The following is a 16,860-nucleotide window of genomic DNA, read 5'->3' on the forward strand; positions in this document are numbered from 1 at the left end:
GGGCGGCACCGTCCGGCCCCCTGGACCTATCGTGGACCCCGCGGCGGCCGGTGCCCGGCAGCCGCCGCAGGGAACGCGGCATCGGGCCGCGGCCCCGCCGCCCCACCCCTGACCGCCGTACCGAAGGACCCAGATGACGCGCGTGATCGCCGGCAGCGCCGGCGGGCGACGGCTGGCCGTGCCCCCGGGCACGGGCACCCGGCCGACCTCGGACCGGATGCGCGAAGGCCTGTTCTCCACCTGGGAGTCGCTGCACGGCGTCGAGGGGGCCCGCGTCCTCGACCTCTACGCCGGCTCCGGCGCCGTCGGCCTGGAGGCCCTCTCGCGCGGCGCGGCGCACGCCCTGCTCGTCGAGACCGACGCCAAGGCCGCCAAGGCCATCCGCGACAACATCAAGGCGCTCGGCCTGCCCGGCGCCGAGTTCCGGGCCGGCCGCGCCGAGCAGGTCGTGGCCGTCCCCGCCGCGGGGGAGCCGTACGACGTGGTCTTCCTCGACCCGCCCTACGCCGTCACCCACGGCGATCTTGGCGAGATCCTCCTCACACTCCGCGCCAACCGCTGGATCGCGGACGGTGCGCTCGTCACCGTGGAGCGCGGCACCAGGAGCGGAGCGTTCCCGTGGCCCGAGGGGTTCGAGCCGCTGCGCTCCCGCAAGTACGGCGAAGGCACCCTCTGGTACGGCCGCGCCGCCTTCACCAGCGAAGAGTCATGATGCCCGCACCGGAGAGCAAGGGGACCAAGTTGCGCCGCGCCGTCTGTCCGGGGTCCTTCGACCCCGTCACCAACGGGCACCTGGACATCATCGGCCGGGCCTCCCGGCTCTACGACGTCGTCCACGTCGCCGTGATGATCAACCAGTCCAAGAAGGGCCTGTTCACCATCGACGAGCGGATCGAGATGATCCGCGAGGCGACCGCCGAGTACGGCAACGTCGAGGTCGAGTCCTTCCACGGGCTCCTCGTCGACTTCTGCAAGCAGCGCGACATCCCGGCGATCGTCAAGGGCCTGCGCGCCGTCAGCGATTTCGACTACGAACTCCAGATGGCCCAGATGAACATCGGGCTGAGCGGCGTGGAGACGCTGTTCGTGCCCACCAACCCGACGTACAGCTTCCTGTCCTCCTCCCTGGTCAAGGAGGTCGCGGCCTGGGGCGGCGACGTCTCCCACCTCCTCCCGCCGCACGTGCACGCGGCGCTCACCGCCCGGCTCGCCGAACGCTGACCGGGCGAAGCCGCCGCCGTTCGCTGTCGGGCGCCGCCCCCGTGGCCTTACAGTCGTCCCGTCCGTCTCAGGAACCGCCCCGAGGCCGAGAGAGTGCGAGCCGCCATGGACGTCCACAAGAAGCTCGACGAGATCGTCGCGGCCGTCGGCGGCGCCCGGTCCATGCCCATGTCGGCCTCCTGCGTCGTCAACCGCGCCGAGCTGCTCGCCCGCTTGGAGGAGCTGCGCGAGGCGCTGCCCGGCTCCCTCGCCCGCGCCGAGGAGGTGCTCGGCGGCCGGGAGCAGGTCGTCGAGGAGGCCCGCCGGGAGGCGGAGCGGATCGTCGGGGCAGCGCACGCCCAGCGCGCCGTGCTGGTCTCCGACTCGGAGGTGGCCCGCCTGTCCCGGGACGAGGCGGACCGGATCCTGGCGGAGGCCGGCCGGGAGGCCGCGGAGATCCGCGCGCAGGCCGACGACTACGTCGACGCCAAGCTCGCCAACTTCGAGGCCGTGCTGACCAAGACCCTCGGCTCCGTCGACCGCGGCCGGGAGAAGCTGCTGGGCCGCGGCCCCGGCCTGGACGAGGAGGGCCTCCCGGACCCGGACGCGCCGGAGCCCGGCGGCGACCCGGAGACCCTGCGCCGGCAGGCGGATGCGTACGCGGACGCGAAGCTGGCCACCATCGAGGCGGTGCTGGCGAAGACCCTGGAGGCGGTCGGCCGCGGCCGCCAGAAGCTGCTGGGCCGGGTCCCCGCGGACGACCTGGGCGCGCACGTGGCCGCCCGGGACGCCGAGGGGGCGCAGCCCTCCCGCGCCGCGAGCGACGCCGACTTCCTCGCGGGCCTCGCCGAGCCGGAGCCCGCGGCGGCGCCGGCCCCGGTGATCCCCGCGCAGGCGGCCGCCGAGCCGGTGTACGGCGGGTACGGCCACCCGCAGCCGGGCGGGCAGGACGGCTACGCCTACCAGGACCCGTACGCGTACGGGCAGCAGGCCGCCGCGCAGCCCGACCCCTACGCCGCGGCGTACGGCGGCCAGCCCGACCCCTACGCCGCGTACGGGGCGCCGGGCGCGGCGGCCGGGTACCCGTACGCGCAGCAGCAGGCGGCCCTGGACGAGACGAGCTTCTTCGACACGAGCATGATCAACCTGGACCAGCTGCGCCAGTACGAGCAGGGGCGCTGACCCGGATTGGGCTCAGGGCGGGGCTGCGGGTATCCTGACTGTTCGGTCGCGCGTATCCGTCGCGATCCGCGCTGCCCTTGAGCGGCGGCGCTCTCGATCTTCAGTGAACCCCGAAAGCAGGAACGGCCCTGAACACCCGCCTCGACCACCGCAACCCCCTCGTGTTCGACACGCACGAGCTGGGTCGGCGTCCTGGTGCCATGCAGCGGCTGTCCCGCGAGATCCCGGCTCCGGCGGACCTCGGTCTGGCCGGAGTCATCGGTGTGCCGGAGGGTGCGCCGCTGAAGATCGACCTCCGCCTGGAGTCGGTGATGGAAGGGGTGCTTGTCACAGGCACCGTCCGTGCATCGGCCGAGGGGGAGTGCGTAAGGTGTCTGGAGTCCGTGGGGCGCGAGCTCAAGGCGGACTTCCAGGAGATGTTCTCGTACCCTGACGCCGACGACCGGGGCCGCCCCAAGGCGGAGCCGGCCGACGACGCCGAGGACGACGAGGACACGCTCTACCTTGAGGACGGCTTGTTCGACCTCGAACCCGTGCTGCGGGACGCGGTGGTGCTCGCACTGCCGCTGCAGCCGGTGTGCCGGGAGGACTGTCTCGGACTGTGCCCCGACTGCGGGACCAGCCTGAACGAGGACCCGGAGCACCACCACGACGCCGTCGACATCCGTTGGGCGGCTTTGCAGGAACTCGTCGTGACCGATCAGGGCGGCGAGAAGGACAACATGAGCGGCACTGCATCTGACGACGTTCAGAGCGCCGCCGAGAAGCAGGAGAAGTAGCCGTGGCTGTTCCGAAGCGGAAGATGTCGCGCAGCAACACGCGCCACCGCCGGTCGCAGTGGAAGGCTGCGGTCCCCACCCTGGTTTCGTGCGAGCGCTGCCAGGAGCCGAAGCAGCAGCACATCGCGTGCCCGAGCTGCGGCACCTACAACAAGCGCCAGGTCCTCGAGGTCTGAGCGGCTGGTGAGAGGCGCAATGTCTGAACTGTCCAACGCTGAAAAGCAGGCAGACAGTAACAACGCGGCCTCGTCCCACACGCTTCTGGAAGGGCGGCTCGGGTATCGACTCGAGTCCGCCCTTCTGGTGCGTGCACTGACCCACCGCTCCTACGCCTACGAGAACGGCGGCCTGCCCACCAACGAGCGCCTGGAGTTCCTGGGGGACTCCGTCCTCGGCCTGGTGGTCACGGACACGCTGTACAACACCCACCCCGACCTGCCCGAGGGCCAGCTGGCCAAACTGCGGGCCGCGGTGGTCAACTCGCGTGCGCTGGCGGAAGTGGGGCGCGGCCTCGACCTCGGCTCGTTCATCCGGCTCGGCCGGGGCGAAGAGGGCACGGGCGGCCGGGACAAGGCCTCCATCCTCGCCGACACCCTCGAAGCGGTGATCGGCGCGGTCTACCTCGACAAGGGCCTCGACGCGGCCTCGGAGCTGGTGCACCGGCTCTTCGACCCGCTGATCGAGAAGTCCTCGAACCTCGGGGCCGGCCTGGACTGGAAGACCAGCCTCCAGGAGCTGACGGCGGCCGAGGGGCTCGGCGTGCCCGAGTACCTCGTCACCGAGACCGGTCCGGACCACGAGAAGACGTTCACTGCTGCCGCCCGCGTCGGTGGTGTCTCGTACGGCACCGGCACCGGCCGCAGCAAGAAGGAAGCGGAACAGCAGGCGGCGGAGTCCGCGTGGCGCGGCATCCGCGCCGCCGCGGACGAGCGGAAGGCCGCTGCGGCGGCCGCCGCGGACGGCGGGTCGCCGACCCCCGCCGATCCGGCGCCGCAACTCTGACGCCGGCCGGTTCCTCCTCCTTCGGGCCCGCCCGCTCCTGCCGCGCAGGGGCGGGCGGAGCCGTTCCCGGGGGAGCCCGGCAGCCGCGCGGGGCGGGCCGGTAGGCTCGCGGGCAGAGCACCGGAGAACGCGCCCGCCAGGAGGAACACCTTGCCCGAGCTGCCCGAGGTCGAAGTGGTGCGGCGGGGCCTCGCGCGCTGGGTCGCCGGCCGGACCATCGCCTCCGTGGAGGTGCTTCACCCGCGCGCCGTCCGCCGCCACACCGCCGGCGGCGCGGACTTCGCGGACCGGCTGCGCGGCGAGACCGTAGGGGTGCCGCAGCGGCGCGGCAAGTACCTGTGGCTGCCCCTGGAGGGCCGGGAGCTGTCTGTCCTCGGCCACCTCGGCATGAGCGGACAGCTGCTGGTCCAGCCCGAGGACGCCCCCGACGAGAAGCACCTGCGGATCCGGGTGCGGTTCGCGGACGGCGCCGGCACCGAGCTCCGCTTCGTCGACCAGCGCACCTTCGGCGGGCTCTCCCTGCACGCGACCACCGCCGACGGCCTGCCGGACGTCATCGCGCACATCGCCCGCGACCCCCTGGACCCGCTGTTCGACGAAACCGTCTACCACCGCGCGCTGCGGGCCAGGCGGACCACCCTGAAGCGGGCGCTGCTCGACCAGTCGCTGATCAGCGGGGTCGGCAACATCTACGCGGACGAGGCGCTGTGGCGGTCCCGGCTGCACTACGAGCGCCCCACCGCCACCCTCACGCGCCCCCGGAGCACGGAACTCCTCGGCCATGTCCGGGACGTGATGAACGCGGCCCTCGCGGTCGGCGGCACCAGCTTCGACAGCCTCTACGTCAACGTCAACGGGGAGTCCGGCTACTTCGACCGCTCGCTGGACGCCTACGGGCGCGAGGACCAGCCGTGCCGGCGGTGCGGCACGCCGATGCGCCGCCGCCCGTGGATGAACCGGTCGAGCTACTTCTGCCCGCGCTGTCAGCGGCCGCCGCGCCCGGCGTCGTAGGCCTCCCGGGCGGACAGCACCTGCGGCATGCTGCCCTCCAGGAAGTGGATGAGGGCGAGCAGCCTGTCCGCGACCTCGATGCCGAGCGGCGTGAGCTCGTAGTCGACGCGCGGCGGGTTCACCGGCTGCGCCTCGCGGCGGACGATGCCGTCGCGCTCCAGGGCCTGGAGGGTCTGGGAGAGCATCTTCTCGCTGACGCCGTCCACCTTGCGGCGCAGCTCGTTGAAGCGGCAGGAGCCGTCGCGCAGGGCGCCGACGGTGAGGCTGCCCCAGCGGCCGGTGACGTGCTCCAGCGTCTCCCGCGAGGGGCAGGCGCGGGCGAACGCGTCGAACGGGAGTCCTGTCGTCGTCTCCATGCGGCCAGCTTAACGCCGCACAGCGCTGCCCCGCGGGGTGCGCTTTCCGGCGGGCAGCGCTCCGTCCGGGCGCTGGGTCAGAAGCCGAAGTTCTGCGTCCACCACGGGCCGCCGGCCGCGAAGTGAGCGCCCACGCCGAGGGTGCGGAACTCGCAGTTCACGATGTTGGCGCGGTGGCCGGGGCTGTTCATCCACGCCTTCATGACGGCCTCGGCGTCACCCTGCCCGCGGGCGATGTTCTCGCCGCCGAGGCCGGATATGCCGGCGGCCGCGGCGCGGTCCCAGGGGCTCCGGCCGTCGGGGTCGGTGTGGGAGAAGAAGCCGCGGGCGGCCATGTCCTTGCTGAACGCCCCGGCCAGTGCGGCGAGCGGCGGGTTGGCGCGGACCGGGCCGCAGCCCGCCTGCGCGCGCTCCTGGTTGACCAGGGCCAGCACGGCCGCCTCCTCGGCGGAGTGGCCGTCGGACGGCTCGGCCGGCGGGACGGGCGGCTTCGGCGCGGGCGGCTTCGGAGCGGGCGGCTTGGGCGCGGGCGGCTTGGGCGTGCTCTTCTCCGGCTTGGGCTCCGGCTCCGGCTCCGGCTCCGGGGCCTGGGCGGTCGGGCTGGGGGAGGCCGTGGACGAGGGGGAGGCGGAAGGGGTCGGCGAGGCGGAGGGGGAAGGTGTGGCCGACGGGGAGGGGGAGGCGGTCTCCGGGGCGCTGGAGGCGCGGCCCGACAGGTTGGCCAGGCCGCCCTGCTGCTCGGCGGGCGCGGGGCGCGGCGCGGCCGCCGGCTTCGCCTGCCCGCCGCGGCCGTCGCGGTCGGAGGAGACGCCGACGTACGGGAAGGAGTCGCCGACGGGCACGGTGCCGGTGGTCACGGCGGCGGTGCCGAGGACGACGGCCGCCGAGGCGCCGAGCAGGCCGGTGCGGACGGCGGTGCGGCGCGCGCCGCCGCGGCGCGGCGCGGCGTGGAGTCGGTGGCGTCCCATCCGGCGTACCTTCCTCGCGGTTCGAAGATCGTCCTTAACTCGCCCAAATGGGTGAGTTCATTGAGGCGTGACTGTACGCCAAGGCGTCCCGGGGCCGGTGCGGTCGGAAGGGGCCCGGGCGGATAGCGTTCGCGCATGAGCGAAGATGTCCGCCTGACCGCCTGGGTGCGCGGCCGTGTACAGGGAGTGGGCTTCCGCTGGTTCACCAGGGCCAATGCGCTGGAGATCGGCGGGGTCACCGGGTTCGCCCTCAACCTGGACGACGGGCGGGTGCAGGTCGTGGCCGAAGGTCAACGTGAGAATTGCCACCGGCTGCTGGACTGGCTCCGCTCCGGCGACACGCCCGGGAGGGTCGACGGGGTGACGGAAATCTGGGGGGCGCCGCGCGGCGGCTACGAAGGCTTCGCGATCCGCTGACATACCGGATGACCATGTACTGATCGCATGCGGAAGCGGCGCGCACGGCTCCGGATCTGCGCGTTCGCCCCCCATGCGTTGCCGCGGGCGCGCAGGCGTGGAAGGCTCGGAAGAGCGGACGATCTCCGCGTCCTCTGCGCGGACGGGCCTGCCCGCCGATACGGGGCGTGATCGTGTTGACCGTCAAACTTTTTGGTGAGACGCTGGAAGCCCCGCGCACCCTAGCTGTTTGGCAGTGCTGGCAGAGTTAAGCGCAGTGACTGACAGTTGCTGTCGGACATCCGCGGGTGCAAACCCTCACGACCCACACCGCTTCGGTCGGTCACTCAGTGTGGAGGACCATCCATCATGGCAAAGGCGCTTCTCGGTTACGTCGGCGGCTCCGACCCGCGACTCCTCGCCGAGATGCGACGGCTTCAGCAGCGCGTCCAGGACCTCGAGTCCGAGCTCGTACGGATTCAGTCCGAAAACGACGCGCTGAACGCGGCCGCCGCTCAGCACGGAGACTCGCTTCTGGACCGCATCGACATCGACGTACCCCAGGCGGAGCCTGCGCTCACCTGATCCGCGCTCATCGTCGCTCGATTCCAGCCTGCACGAAACTGCAAGGGACGCTCCGGCGTCCCTTCTTTCCTTTCCCCGCCCTCTCCTCGCCGAGGAGCCTGCCGGGGCTTGGCCAGACTTCTGCCCTGCACCTTCACGGGTGAAACCGAACCCGAAAGGTAGAGTCCGGCGGCGTGCACCTCAAGTCCCTGACCCTGCGCGGCTTCAAGTCGTTCGCGTCCGCCACCACCCTGCGCTTCGAGCCCGGCATCACCTGCGTGGTGGGGCCCAACGGGTCCGGGAAGTCGAACGTGGTGGACGCGCTGTCCTGGGTCATGGGAGAGCAGGGCGCCAAGTCGCTGCGCGGCGGCAAGATGGAGGACGTCATCTTCGCCGGGACCACCGGCCGCCCGCCGCTCGGGCGGGCCGAGGTCTCGCTGACCATCGACAACTCCGACGGCGCCCTGCCCATCGAGTACGCCGAGGTCACCATCACGCGGATCATGTTCCGCGGCGGCAGCAGCGAGTACCAGATCAACGGCGACACCTGCCGGCTGCTCGACATCCAGGAACTGCTCTCCGACTCCGGCATCGGCCGCGAGATGCACGTCATCGTCGGCCAGGGCCAGCTCGACTCCGTCCTGCACGCCGACCCGACGGGGCGCCGCGCGTTCATCGAGGAGGCGGCCGGCGTCCTCAAGCACCGCAAGCGCAAGGAGAAGGCGCTGCGGAAGCTCGACGCGATGCAGGCCAACCTCTCACGCGTCCAGGACCTCACCGAGGAGCTGCGCCGGCAGCTCAAGCCGCTGGGGCGGCAGGCCGCCGTCGCCCGCCGCGCCGCCGTCATCCAGGCCGACCTGCGCGACGCCCGGCTCCGGCTCCTCGCCGACGACCTGGTGGCCCTGCGGGCCGCGCTGGAGGCCGAGCTCGCAGATGAGGCCGCGCTGAAGGAGCGCAAGGACGCCGCCGAGGCACAGCTCGCAGAGGCCGTCCGCCGGGAGGCGGAGCTGGAGGAGGCCGTGCGCGGACTCGCCCCGCGGCTGCAGCTGGCCCAGCAGACCTGGTACGAGCTGTCGCAGCTGGCCGAGCGGGTCCGCGGGACCGCCTCCCTGGCCGACGCCCGCGTCCGGTCCGCCTCCGCGCCGCAGGAGGAGGAGGAGGAGCGGCGGGGCCGCGACCCGGAGGACCTGGAGCGGGAGGCCGCGCGGATCCGAGAGCAGGAGGCGGAGCTGGCGACGGCACTGGAGGCGGCCTCCCGCGCCCTGGAGGACACCTCCGCGCACCGCGCCGAGCTGGAGCGGGCCCTCGCCGTGGAGGAGCGGCGGCTGCGCGACGCGGCGCGGGCCATCGCGGACCGGCGCGAGGGCCTGGCCCGGCTGGCCGGGCGGCTGGGCGCGGCCCGCTCGCGCGCCGGGGCCGCCCAGGCGGAGGCCGACCGGCTGGCAGCCGCGCGCGAGGCGGCAGGCGAGCGGGCGGAGGCCGCGCGGCGGGAGTACGAGGCGCTGGCCGAGGAGGTCGGCGGGCTGGAGGAGCCTGCGGCCGACGCGGAGTACGAGGCCGCCAAGGCGGAACTCGCGGAGGCCGGGGCGGCGCTCGCCGCGGCCCGGGACGCGGCGACGGCCGCGGAGCGCTCCCGGGCCGCTGTCACGGCGCGGCGGGACGCCCTCGCGCTCGGGCTGCGCCGCAAGGACGGCACGGGTGCGGCCCTCGCCGCCCGGGACCGGCTGGCCGGACTGCTCGGCCCGGCGGCGGAACGGCTGACCGTCGTCCCGGGCTGCGAGGCCGCGGTGGCCGCAGCGCTCGGAGCCGCGGCCGACGCCCTGGCGGCGGACTCCCCGGCAGCGGCCGCCCGCGCCATCCGCCACCTGCGCGCCGCTGACGCGGGCCGCGCCGCCTTCCTGATCACGACCCCGCCCGCACCCCGCCGACTCGTGCTCCCGTCCCCCACCGGCGACCGGCTCCCGCCTCACAACCCCCCGGCCGCAGCCGTAGCCGCGGCCACTCCCACCGTGCCGACCAGCCGGGAGTCCGACGCGTGTGCCGCCTCCGAGGGCGCCCCGGCCGCCCCTGCCGCCCCCGGATCTCCGGCCGCCGGGGCAGATCCGACGGTGCCGCTCGACCGCGAGGCCGACGCCTGTGCCGCCTTCGAGGGCGCCCCGGCCGCACGGGTCGTGCCCGGATCTCCGGCCGCCGGGGCAGATCCGACGGTGCCGCTCGACCGCGAGGCCGGCGCCCCCGCCGCCTTCGAGGGCGCCCCGGCCGCACGGGTCGTGCCCGGATCTCCGGCCGCCGGGGCGGCCCCGATGGTGCCGGCCGGCCCTCAGGCCGGCGCCTGTGCCGCCTCCGAGGGCACCGCGGCCGTGCCGGGCACCCCCGGATCTTCGGCCCGCCCGCCGAGCCCGACCGTCTCGGGCGGTGGCCCCGCCGACGCCACTGCCACCTGCGCAAACGCCTCGAACGCAGCTGCCGCACCAGCCGCCTCGGAGTCACTGGCCATCCCCGCGGACGCTACCGGCCGCCAAGCAGCCGGCGACCCTGCGTTCCCCGAGGGCGGTCCCGCCCCGGCCGTCCACGAAGCCGCGGGTGCACTGGCGGCCACAGCCGCTGCGGGCGGCCGTCACGTCAGCGCTGCCGTCCCCGACGGCCCTCTCGCCGAGGCCTCTGCCGATCCCCGCCCTGTGGTCTCGCCGGGTGTTCCTGCCGGCCTGGATGCCGCCGAAGGCGAGCCCGGGCGGGAGGGCGGGCTGTTCGGGACGCCCGTCGGGGGGCTCGTGCGCGGGGACGCCGAGCTGGTGCGGGCCGTTGCGCGGGTGGTGCGGGAGCACTACGTCGTCGCGGACCTCGGTGAGGCCGAGGCGCTCGTCGCCGCGCGGCCCGACGCGGTGGCCGTCACCCGGGACGGCGACGTGCTCGCGGCGCACCTCGCCCACGGCGGGTCCGCCGGTGCGCCCAGCCTGATCGAGGTGCAGGCCGCCGTCGACGAGGCCGCGGCGGAGCTCGACCGCCTGGACGGGCAGTGCCGGGAGCTGGCCGCCGCCCAGGACGCCGCGCGCGAGCACCGCCGGGTCTGCGCCGCCCGCGTCGAGGAGCTGGGGGAGCGGCGCCGGGCCGCCGAGCAGGCCCGTGCCGGCACGGCCCAGCAGCTCGGCCGCCTCGCCGGCCAGGCGAAGGGCGCCGCCGGCGAGGCCGAGCGCAGCGCCGCCGCCGCGGAGAAGGCGCGCGCCGCGCTGGAGGAGGCGTTGGCCGAGGCGGAGGAGTGCGCGGAACGGCTGGCCGCCGCCGAGGAGAGCCACCCGTTCGGCGAGGGCGAGGAGGAGCCCGACACCGCCGTACGCGACCGGCTCGCCGCCGACGGGGCCAACGCCCGCCAGACCGAGATGGAGGCGCGCCTGCAGCTGCGTACGCACGAGGAGCGGGTCAAGGCCCTGGCCGGGCGGGCCGACGCCCTCGACCGGGGCGCCCGCGCCGAACGCGAGGCGCGGGCCCGGGCCGCGGCCCGCCGCGAGCGGCTGCGCCGGGAGGCGGGGGTCGCCCGCGCCGTCGCGGACGGCGCCCGCCAGCTGCTCGCCCACATCGAGGTCTCGCTGGGCCGCGCCCGGGAGGAGCGTACGGCCGCCGAGGCGGCCAAGGCCCTGCGCGAGCGCGAACTCGGCGAGGCCCGCAGCCGCGGCCGCGACCTGAAGGCCGAGCTGGACAAGCTCACCGACTCCGTGCACCGCGGGGAGGTGCTCGGGGCCGAGAAGCGGCTGCGGATCGAGCAGGTGGAGGGCCGGGCCCTGGAGGAGTTCGGCATGGACGCCGGCTCCCTCGTCGCCGAGTACGGGCCGGACCAGCCGGTCCCGCCGAGGCCGCCCGCCGAGGGGGAGGTGCTCCCCGAGGACCCGGAGCACCCCCGCAACCGGCCGGGCCGCTTCGTGCGCGCCGAGCAGGAGAAGCGGCTGAAGGCCGCCGAACGCGCTTACCAGCAGCTCGGCAAGGTCAACCCGCTGGCGCTGGAGGAGTTCGCGGCGCTGGAGGAGCGGCACCAGTTCCTCAGCGAGCAGCTGGAGGACCTCCGCCGGACCCGCACCGACCTCCTCCAGGTCGTCAAGGAGGTCGACCGGCGGGTCGAGGAGGTCTTCACCGAGGCCTACCGCGACACGGCGCGCGAGTTCGAGGGAGTCTTCTCGCGGCTCTTCCCCGGCGGCGAGGGCCGGCTGGTCCTCACCGACCCGGACGACATGCTCGCCACCGGGGTCGACGTCGAGGCCCGCCCGCCGGGCAAGAAGGTCAAGCGGCTGTCGCTGCTGTCGGGCGGGGAGCGGTCGCTGACCGCCGTCGCACTCCTGGTGTCGATCTTCAAGGCCCGGCCGAGTCCGTTCTACGTGATGGACGAGGTCGAGGCGGCGCTGGACGACACCAACCTCCAGCGGCTCATCCGGATCATGGAGGAGCTCCAGGAGAGCTCGCAGCTGATCGTCATCACGCACCAGAAGCGCACGATGGAGGTCGCGGACGCGCTCTACGGCGTCTCCATGCAGGGCGACGGCGTCTCGAAGGTCATCAGCCAGCGACTCCGCTGAGCCGTCCGGGGCTTCGAGAGTCCGCTCCCCGCCCCGGCCCTTCAATAAGTGAAGCCCCTGCCACGGAGCAGTCCGGGCAGGTCGCAGCGTTCCGGGCACACCTCTCGCCGCCCGAGTTCACCCTCGGCTATTGACTTCAAGAAATGAACACATAAGCTCGCTGCGCCGCCTCTTCCCTTCGAGTGGTGCCGGTTTTCGACCTGTGCCCCACTGGAAGGAAAAAACACCCCACCCGCCCGCCGACGCAGCAGGGCACAGGAGCACACCTTGAGCAGCAGCACAGAGAAGGCGCCGGCTCCGGACGGAGGGCGCGCCGCCCGGTCCGACCACCTCGGGCACGTCATCTTCATCACCGCCGCGGCCGCGATGGGCGGCTTCCTCTTCGGCTACGACAGCTCGGTCATCAACGGCGCCGTCGTCGCCATCCGCGACCGCTTCGACGTCGGGCCCGAGACCCTCGCCCAGGTCATCGCGGCCGCTCTGATCGGCTGCGCGCTCGGCGCCGCCACCGCCGGCCGCATCGCCGACCGGATCGGCCGAATCCGCTGCATGCAGATCGCCTCCGTCCTCTTCACCGCGAGCGCCATCGGCTCCGCCCTGCCGTTCGCCCTGTGGGACCTGGCCGCCTGGCGCGTCGTCGGCGGCTTCGGCATCGGCATGGCCTCCGTCATCGGCCCCGCCTACATCGCGGAGGTCTCCCCGCCCGCCTACCGCGGCCGCCTGGCCTCCTTCCAGCAGGCCGCGATCGTCATCGGCATCGCCGTCTCCCAGCTGGTCAACTGGGCCATCCTCAACCTCGCCGACGGCAACCAGCGGGGCGAACTCGCCGGCCTGGAGGCCTGGCAGTGGATGCTCGGCGTCATGGTCGTCCCGGCCGTGCTCTACGGCCTGCTGTCCTTCGTCATCCCCGAGTCCCCCCGCTTCCTGATCTCGGCCGGCCGCACCGAGCAGGCCCGCAAGGTCCTCGCCGAGGTCGAGGGCTCCGGCACCGACCTCGACGCCCGCGTCGCCGAGATCGAGCACGCGATGCGCTCCGAGCACAAGTCCACCTTCAAGGACCTCCTCGGCGGCCGCTTCGGCCTGCTGCCGATCGTCTGGGTCGGCATCGGCCTGTCGCTCTTCCAGCAGCTCGTCGGCATCAACGTGATCTTCTACTACAGCTCCTCGCTGTGGCAGTCCGTCGGCATCGACCCGACGAGCTCCTTCCTCTACTCGTTCACCACGTCGATCATCAACATCGTCGGCACCGTGATCGCGATGATCTTCGTGGACCGGCTGGGCCGCAAGCCGCTCGCCCTCATCGGGTCCACGGGCATGGCCCTCTCGCTCGCCACCGCCGCCTGGGCGTTCTCGTACACGACCGGCACGGGCGACGACATCACCATGCCCGACCTCCAGGCCGGCGTCGCGCTCGTCGCCGCCCACTCCTTCGTGCTCTTCTTCGCGCTCTCCTGGGGCGTCGTGGTGTGGGTCCTCCTCGGCGAGATGTTCCCCAACCGCATCCGCGCCGCCGCACTCGGCGTCGCCGCCGCGGCCCAGTGGGTCGCCAACTGGCTCATCACCGTCACGTTCCCGTCGCTCGCGGACTGGAACCTGTCCGGCGCCTACGTGATCTACACCGTCTTCGCCGTGCTCTCGATCCCGTTCATCCTCAAGTGGGTGCCGGAGACCAAGGGCAAGGCGTTGGAGGAGATGGGGTAACCATCCCCCGCCACCACCCCACTCCTCACGCAAGCGGTGCTGCCCCGGCTCACTTCCCGAGCCGGGGCAGCACCCGTTCGCCCAGCAGGCGCAGGCTCCGCCAGCCCTCGTCCGCCGGCATCCCGGTGCCGTGCGGGTCGACCAGGTCGAACCGGGCCACGGTGACGGGCAGGCCGAAGTCCCCCTTCGCCGGATGCGGTGCGCGGGCGAAGGGGGACGGTAGTTGAGGGGGTGTCAGATGGACAGGGGCGCGGCGGGCTTCGCCTCCGCCCGCGGGGCGCCGGCCCCGCCCGGCGGCCCGCCCGGCCGCGCCGCCGGGCGCGGGAGGACGGCGTACAGCACGCCCGAGGTGACGATGCCGACGGCCCAGCCCAGCCCGTTGGCCCCGATCCAGGTGTCGGCGAGGGGGCCGGCGAACCAGTCGACCCGGGTGAACAGCAGGCCCGCGGCGAGTGCCGCGCCCCACGCCGCCATCGCCTGCCAGGCGTAGCCGCCGCGGTACCAGTAGGCGCTGGTCCGCGTCGTGTCCATCAGCGCCCGCCCGTCGTACGAGGTGCGGCGCAGCATGTCGGCGCCGAACACGCCGATCCACGCGGAGAAGGCCACGGCCAGCAGCGTCAGGAAGGAGATGAAAGAGCCGAAGAAGCTCGTCGCGACGACCATCAGCAGGAAGCCGAAGACCAGGCTGATGGCGGCGTTGACGGAGACCGCGGCCGCGCGCGGCACGTTGATGCCCAGGGTCTGCGCGGTGAACCCGGCCGAGTACATGGACATCGAGTTGATCAGCAGCATGCCGACGAGGGCGGTCAGCAGGTAGGGGACCGCGATCCAGGCGGGCAGCAGCTCCCCGATGAAGGAGACCGGGTCCTGCGCCGACGCCAGGTCCGGCGTGCCCACGGCCATGACGGCGCCCATCAGCACCATCGGGATCACGACGACGGCCGCGCCGCCGACCGTCGCGCCGACCACGCTCCGGGCCGAGGCCGTGCGCGGCAGGTAGCGGGTGAAGTCCGGGCCCGACGGCACCCAGCTGATGCCGCCCGCGGCGATCGTGCCGATGCCGGCCACCATCATCGCGGTGGAGCCGGCCGGCCGGTCGAACACGGCCTGCCAGTCCGTCTCGGCGACCAGGTAGCCGAGGACGAGCACGCTGAACGCGCCGAACAGGTACGTCGACCAGGTCGAGCAGGCGCGCAGCGCGCTGATGCCGAGGCCCGAGACCAGGAACGTGCAGCCCACGAAGAGCAGCAGAGCGACCACGATCAGGGCGGTGTTCTTCTCCACCCCGAAGAGCAGGTCCACCACCGTCAGCAGGGCGAACGCGCCGCTGACCGCGTTGATGGTCTCCCAGCCCCAGCGGGCGATCCAGATCAGCGCGCCGGGGAAGAGGTTGCCGCGCTGACCGAAGACGGCCCGCGACAGCGCCATGCCGGGCGAGCCGCCGCGCTTGCCCGCCAGCGAGATCAGCCCGACGAGCCCGTACGAGACGACCGGGCCGGCCACGGCGACGACGAGCACCTGCCAGATGTTCAGCCCGTTGGAGATCACCAGGCCGGCGCCCATGGTCAGCAGCAGCACGCTGATGTTGGCAGCGACCCAGGTGGGGACGAGTTCGCGGACGCGGCCGGTGCGCTCCGCGTCGGGGACGGGTTCCAGCCCCCGGGTCTCTATCGCGCCGTCGGGAGTCTCGGCAGGCATACGTGCTCCGATGAGGTGATTTTCGGGAATTCGCCCCTCATCGTAGTTTCCGCCGCAAACGCACGAACGGCGGGGAAGGTCCCGGTGCGCGGCCCCGGTGCCGGCGGAGGTTCGCGCATACTGAAGCGGTTATGGACATCCTCATCCTTGCCGTAGTACTCATCGCCCTGGTCGCGGTCGGCGCGGTCAGCGGGCTCGTGGTCAGCAGCCGCAAGAAGAAGCAGCTGCCGCCGCCGGCGCCGCCGAGCACGCCGACCATCACCGCCCCGCCCGCCGAACCCCAGGTGGGGGAGGACGCCGCCACGACGGCGGAGGAGCAGCGCCGCACGATCGAGGAGGTCGTCCTCCCCGAGGCGGAGGCCGCCGCCCCCGAGGCGCCCGTCGCCGAGGCCGAGGCCCCGGCCGCCCCCGAGATCGAGGTGCCCGAGCCCACCGCCGGCCGCCTGGTCCGGCTGCGCGCGCGCCTCGCCCGTTCGCAGAACTCCCTCGGCAAGGGGCTGCTGACGCTCCTGTCCCGCGAGCACCTCGACGAGGACACGTGGGAGGAGATCGAGGAGACCCTCCTCATCGCCGACGTCGGCGTCGTGCCGACGCAGGAGCTCGTCGACCGGCTCCGCGAGCGGGTCAGGGTGCTGGGCACCCGCACCCCCGCCGAGCTGCGCGCCCTGCTGAAGGAGGAGCTCGTCGCCCTGGTCGGGGCCGACCTCGACCGGTCCGTGAGGACGGAGAGCGGCACCGAAACCCCCGGCGTCGTCATGGTCGTCGGCGTCAACGGCGTCGGCAAGACCACCACCACCGGCAAGCTGGCCCGCGTCCTCGTCGCCGACGGCCGCAGCGTCGTCCTGGGCGCGGCCGACACCTTCCGCGCCGCCGCGGCCGACCAGCTCCAGACCTGGGGCGAGCGCGTCGGCGCCCGCACCGTGCGCGGGCCCGAGGGCGGCGACCCCGCCTCGATCGCCTTCGACGCGGTCAAGGAGGGCATCGCCGAGGGCGCCGACGTCGTGCTCATCGACACCGCCGGCCGCCTGCACACCAAGACCGGTCTCATGGACGAGCTCGGCAAGGTCAAGCGCGTCGTGGAGAAGCACGGCCCGCTGGACGAGGTCCTGCTCGTGCTGGACGCCACCACCGGGCAGAACGGCCTCACGCAGGCCCGCGTCTTCGCGGAGGTCGTCGAGATCACGGGCATCGTGCTGACCAAGCTCGACGGCACCGCCAAGGGCGGCATCGTCGTCGCGGTGCAGCGCGAACTCGGTGTGCCGGTCAAGCTCATCGGCCTCGGGGAGGGCCCCGACGACCTCGCGCCGTTCGAGCCGGAGGCCTTCGTCGACGCCCTGATCGGCGACTGACCGGCCCCCTGCATACGGCGGTGGGGGGGGGGGGGGGGGGGAGGAGAGGGGAGAACAGATAGACGGGGGGGAGGGGGGGGTGTGGGTGTCGG

Annotated in this window: 15 protein-coding genes; 12 read left to right on the forward strand and 3 right to left on the reverse strand. The window is 73.6% G+C overall.

The genetic code is table 11. The features are described 5' to 3' along the window. The first annotated feature begins 133 nt into the window (after positions 1–133). From rsmD to mutM, 7 genes are all read left to right on the forward strand, one after another. Complete coding sequence (gene rsmD / locus ACZ462_RS27000; protein WP_467807657.1) at positions 134–712, forward strand: 16S rRNA (guanine(966)-N(2))-methyltransferase RsmD; 579 nt, start codon at positions 134–136, stop codon at positions 710–712. Between the two features lie 29 nt (positions 713–741). Next, the gene (gene coaD, locus ACZ462_RS27005) at positions 742–1,221 is read left to right on the forward strand and encodes a pantetheine-phosphate adenylyltransferase (protein WP_467807683.1); all 480 of its coding nucleotides are present in this window, start codon (positions 742–744) and stop codon (positions 1,219–1,221) included. A 105-nt stretch (positions 1,222–1,326) separates the two neighbouring features. Next, on the forward strand, positions 1,327–2,382 hold the full coding sequence (locus tag ACZ462_RS27010; RefSeq protein WP_467807656.1) for a cell division initiation protein: 1,056 nt from the start codon (positions 1,327–1,329) through the stop codon (positions 2,380–2,382). Between the two features lie 128 nt (positions 2,383–2,510). Continuing rightward, entirely contained in the window at positions 2,511–3,161 is a 651-nt protein-coding gene (locus tag ACZ462_RS27015) for a YceD family protein (RefSeq protein ID WP_467807682.1), read from the forward strand. A gap of 2 nt (positions 3,162–3,163) precedes the next feature. Continuing rightward, positions 3,164–3,337, forward strand: a complete 174-nt coding sequence (rpmF, locus tag ACZ462_RS27020; RefSeq protein ID WP_026165248.1) for a 50S ribosomal protein L32 — start codon at positions 3,164–3,166, stop codon at positions 3,335–3,337. A gap of 19 nt (positions 3,338–3,356) precedes the next feature. Continuing rightward, positions 3,357–4,163, forward strand: coding sequence for a ribonuclease III (gene rnc, locus ACZ462_RS27025; protein WP_467807654.1), 807 nt, complete (start codon positions 3,357–3,359; stop codon positions 4,161–4,163). Between the two features lie 150 nt (positions 4,164–4,313). Further along, positions 4,314–5,174, forward strand: a complete 861-nt coding sequence (gene mutM / locus ACZ462_RS27030) for a bifunctional DNA-formamidopyrimidine glycosylase/DNA-(apurinic or apyrimidinic site) lyase (RefSeq protein ID WP_467807653.1) — start codon at positions 4,314–4,316, stop codon at positions 5,172–5,174. On the opposite strand, the gene ACZ462_RS27035 is transcribed toward mutM, so the two are convergent. Together ACZ462_RS27035 and ACZ462_RS27040 are read right to left on the reverse strand one after the other, a co-directional pair. Further along, a complete protein-coding gene (locus ACZ462_RS27035; protein ID WP_467807651.1) occupies positions 5,147–5,530 on the reverse strand; it encodes a winged helix-turn-helix transcriptional regulator in 384 nt (127 codons plus the stop codon). The two genes, mutM and ACZ462_RS27035, sit on opposite strands and share 28 nt — an antisense overlap. Positions 5,531–5,607: 77 nt before the next feature. Then, positions 5,608–6,498 (reverse strand): CAP domain-containing protein, encoded by an 891-nt coding sequence (locus ACZ462_RS27040; RefSeq protein WP_467807650.1) that lies wholly within the window; start codon positions 6,496–6,498, stop codon positions 5,608–5,610. A gap of 135 nt (positions 6,499–6,633) precedes the next feature. On the opposite strand from ACZ462_RS27040, the gene ACZ462_RS27045 reads away from it, so the two are divergent. The 4 genes from ACZ462_RS27045 to ACZ462_RS27060 all read left to right on the forward strand — a co-directional run bounded on the left by ACZ462_RS27045 (position 6,634) and on the right by ACZ462_RS27060 (position 13,721). Then, positions 6,634–6,915: an acylphosphatase gene (locus ACZ462_RS27045; RefSeq protein WP_467807649.1), complete on the forward strand. Its 282-nt coding sequence runs from the start codon at positions 6,634–6,636 to the stop codon at positions 6,913–6,915. A gap of 348 nt (positions 6,916–7,263) precedes the next feature. After that, positions 7,264–7,479: a hypothetical protein gene (locus tag ACZ462_RS27050; RefSeq protein WP_030162422.1), complete on the forward strand. Its 216-nt coding sequence runs from the start codon at positions 7,264–7,266 to the stop codon at positions 7,477–7,479. A 173-nt stretch (positions 7,480–7,652) separates the two neighbouring features. Next, positions 7,653–12,020: a chromosome segregation SMC family protein gene (locus ACZ462_RS27055; protein ID WP_467807647.1), complete on the forward strand. Its 4,368-nt coding sequence runs from the start codon at positions 7,653–7,655 to the stop codon at positions 12,018–12,020. 267 nt (positions 12,021–12,287) lie between these two features. Beyond that, positions 12,288–13,721, forward strand: a complete 1,434-nt coding sequence (locus ACZ462_RS27060) for a sugar porter family MFS transporter (RefSeq protein ID WP_467807646.1) — start codon at positions 12,288–12,290, stop codon at positions 13,719–13,721. Positions 13,722–13,955: 234 nt separating this feature from the next. On the opposite strand, the gene ACZ462_RS27065 is transcribed toward ACZ462_RS27060, so the two are convergent. Next, positions 13,956–15,419, reverse strand: a complete 1,464-nt coding sequence (locus ACZ462_RS27065; protein ID WP_467807644.1) for a cytosine permease — start codon at positions 15,417–15,419, stop codon at positions 13,956–13,958. Between the two features lie 131 nt (positions 15,420–15,550). Between ACZ462_RS27065 and ftsY the strand changes: the two genes are divergently transcribed. Then, complete coding sequence (gene ftsY / locus ACZ462_RS27070; RefSeq protein ID WP_467807643.1) at positions 15,551–16,768, forward strand: signal recognition particle-docking protein FtsY; 1,218 nt, start codon at positions 15,551–15,553, stop codon at positions 16,766–16,768. The last annotated feature ends 92 nt before the right edge of the window (positions 16,769–16,860 follow it).

The organism is Streptomyces sp. NPDC031121 (assembly GCF_055570615.1).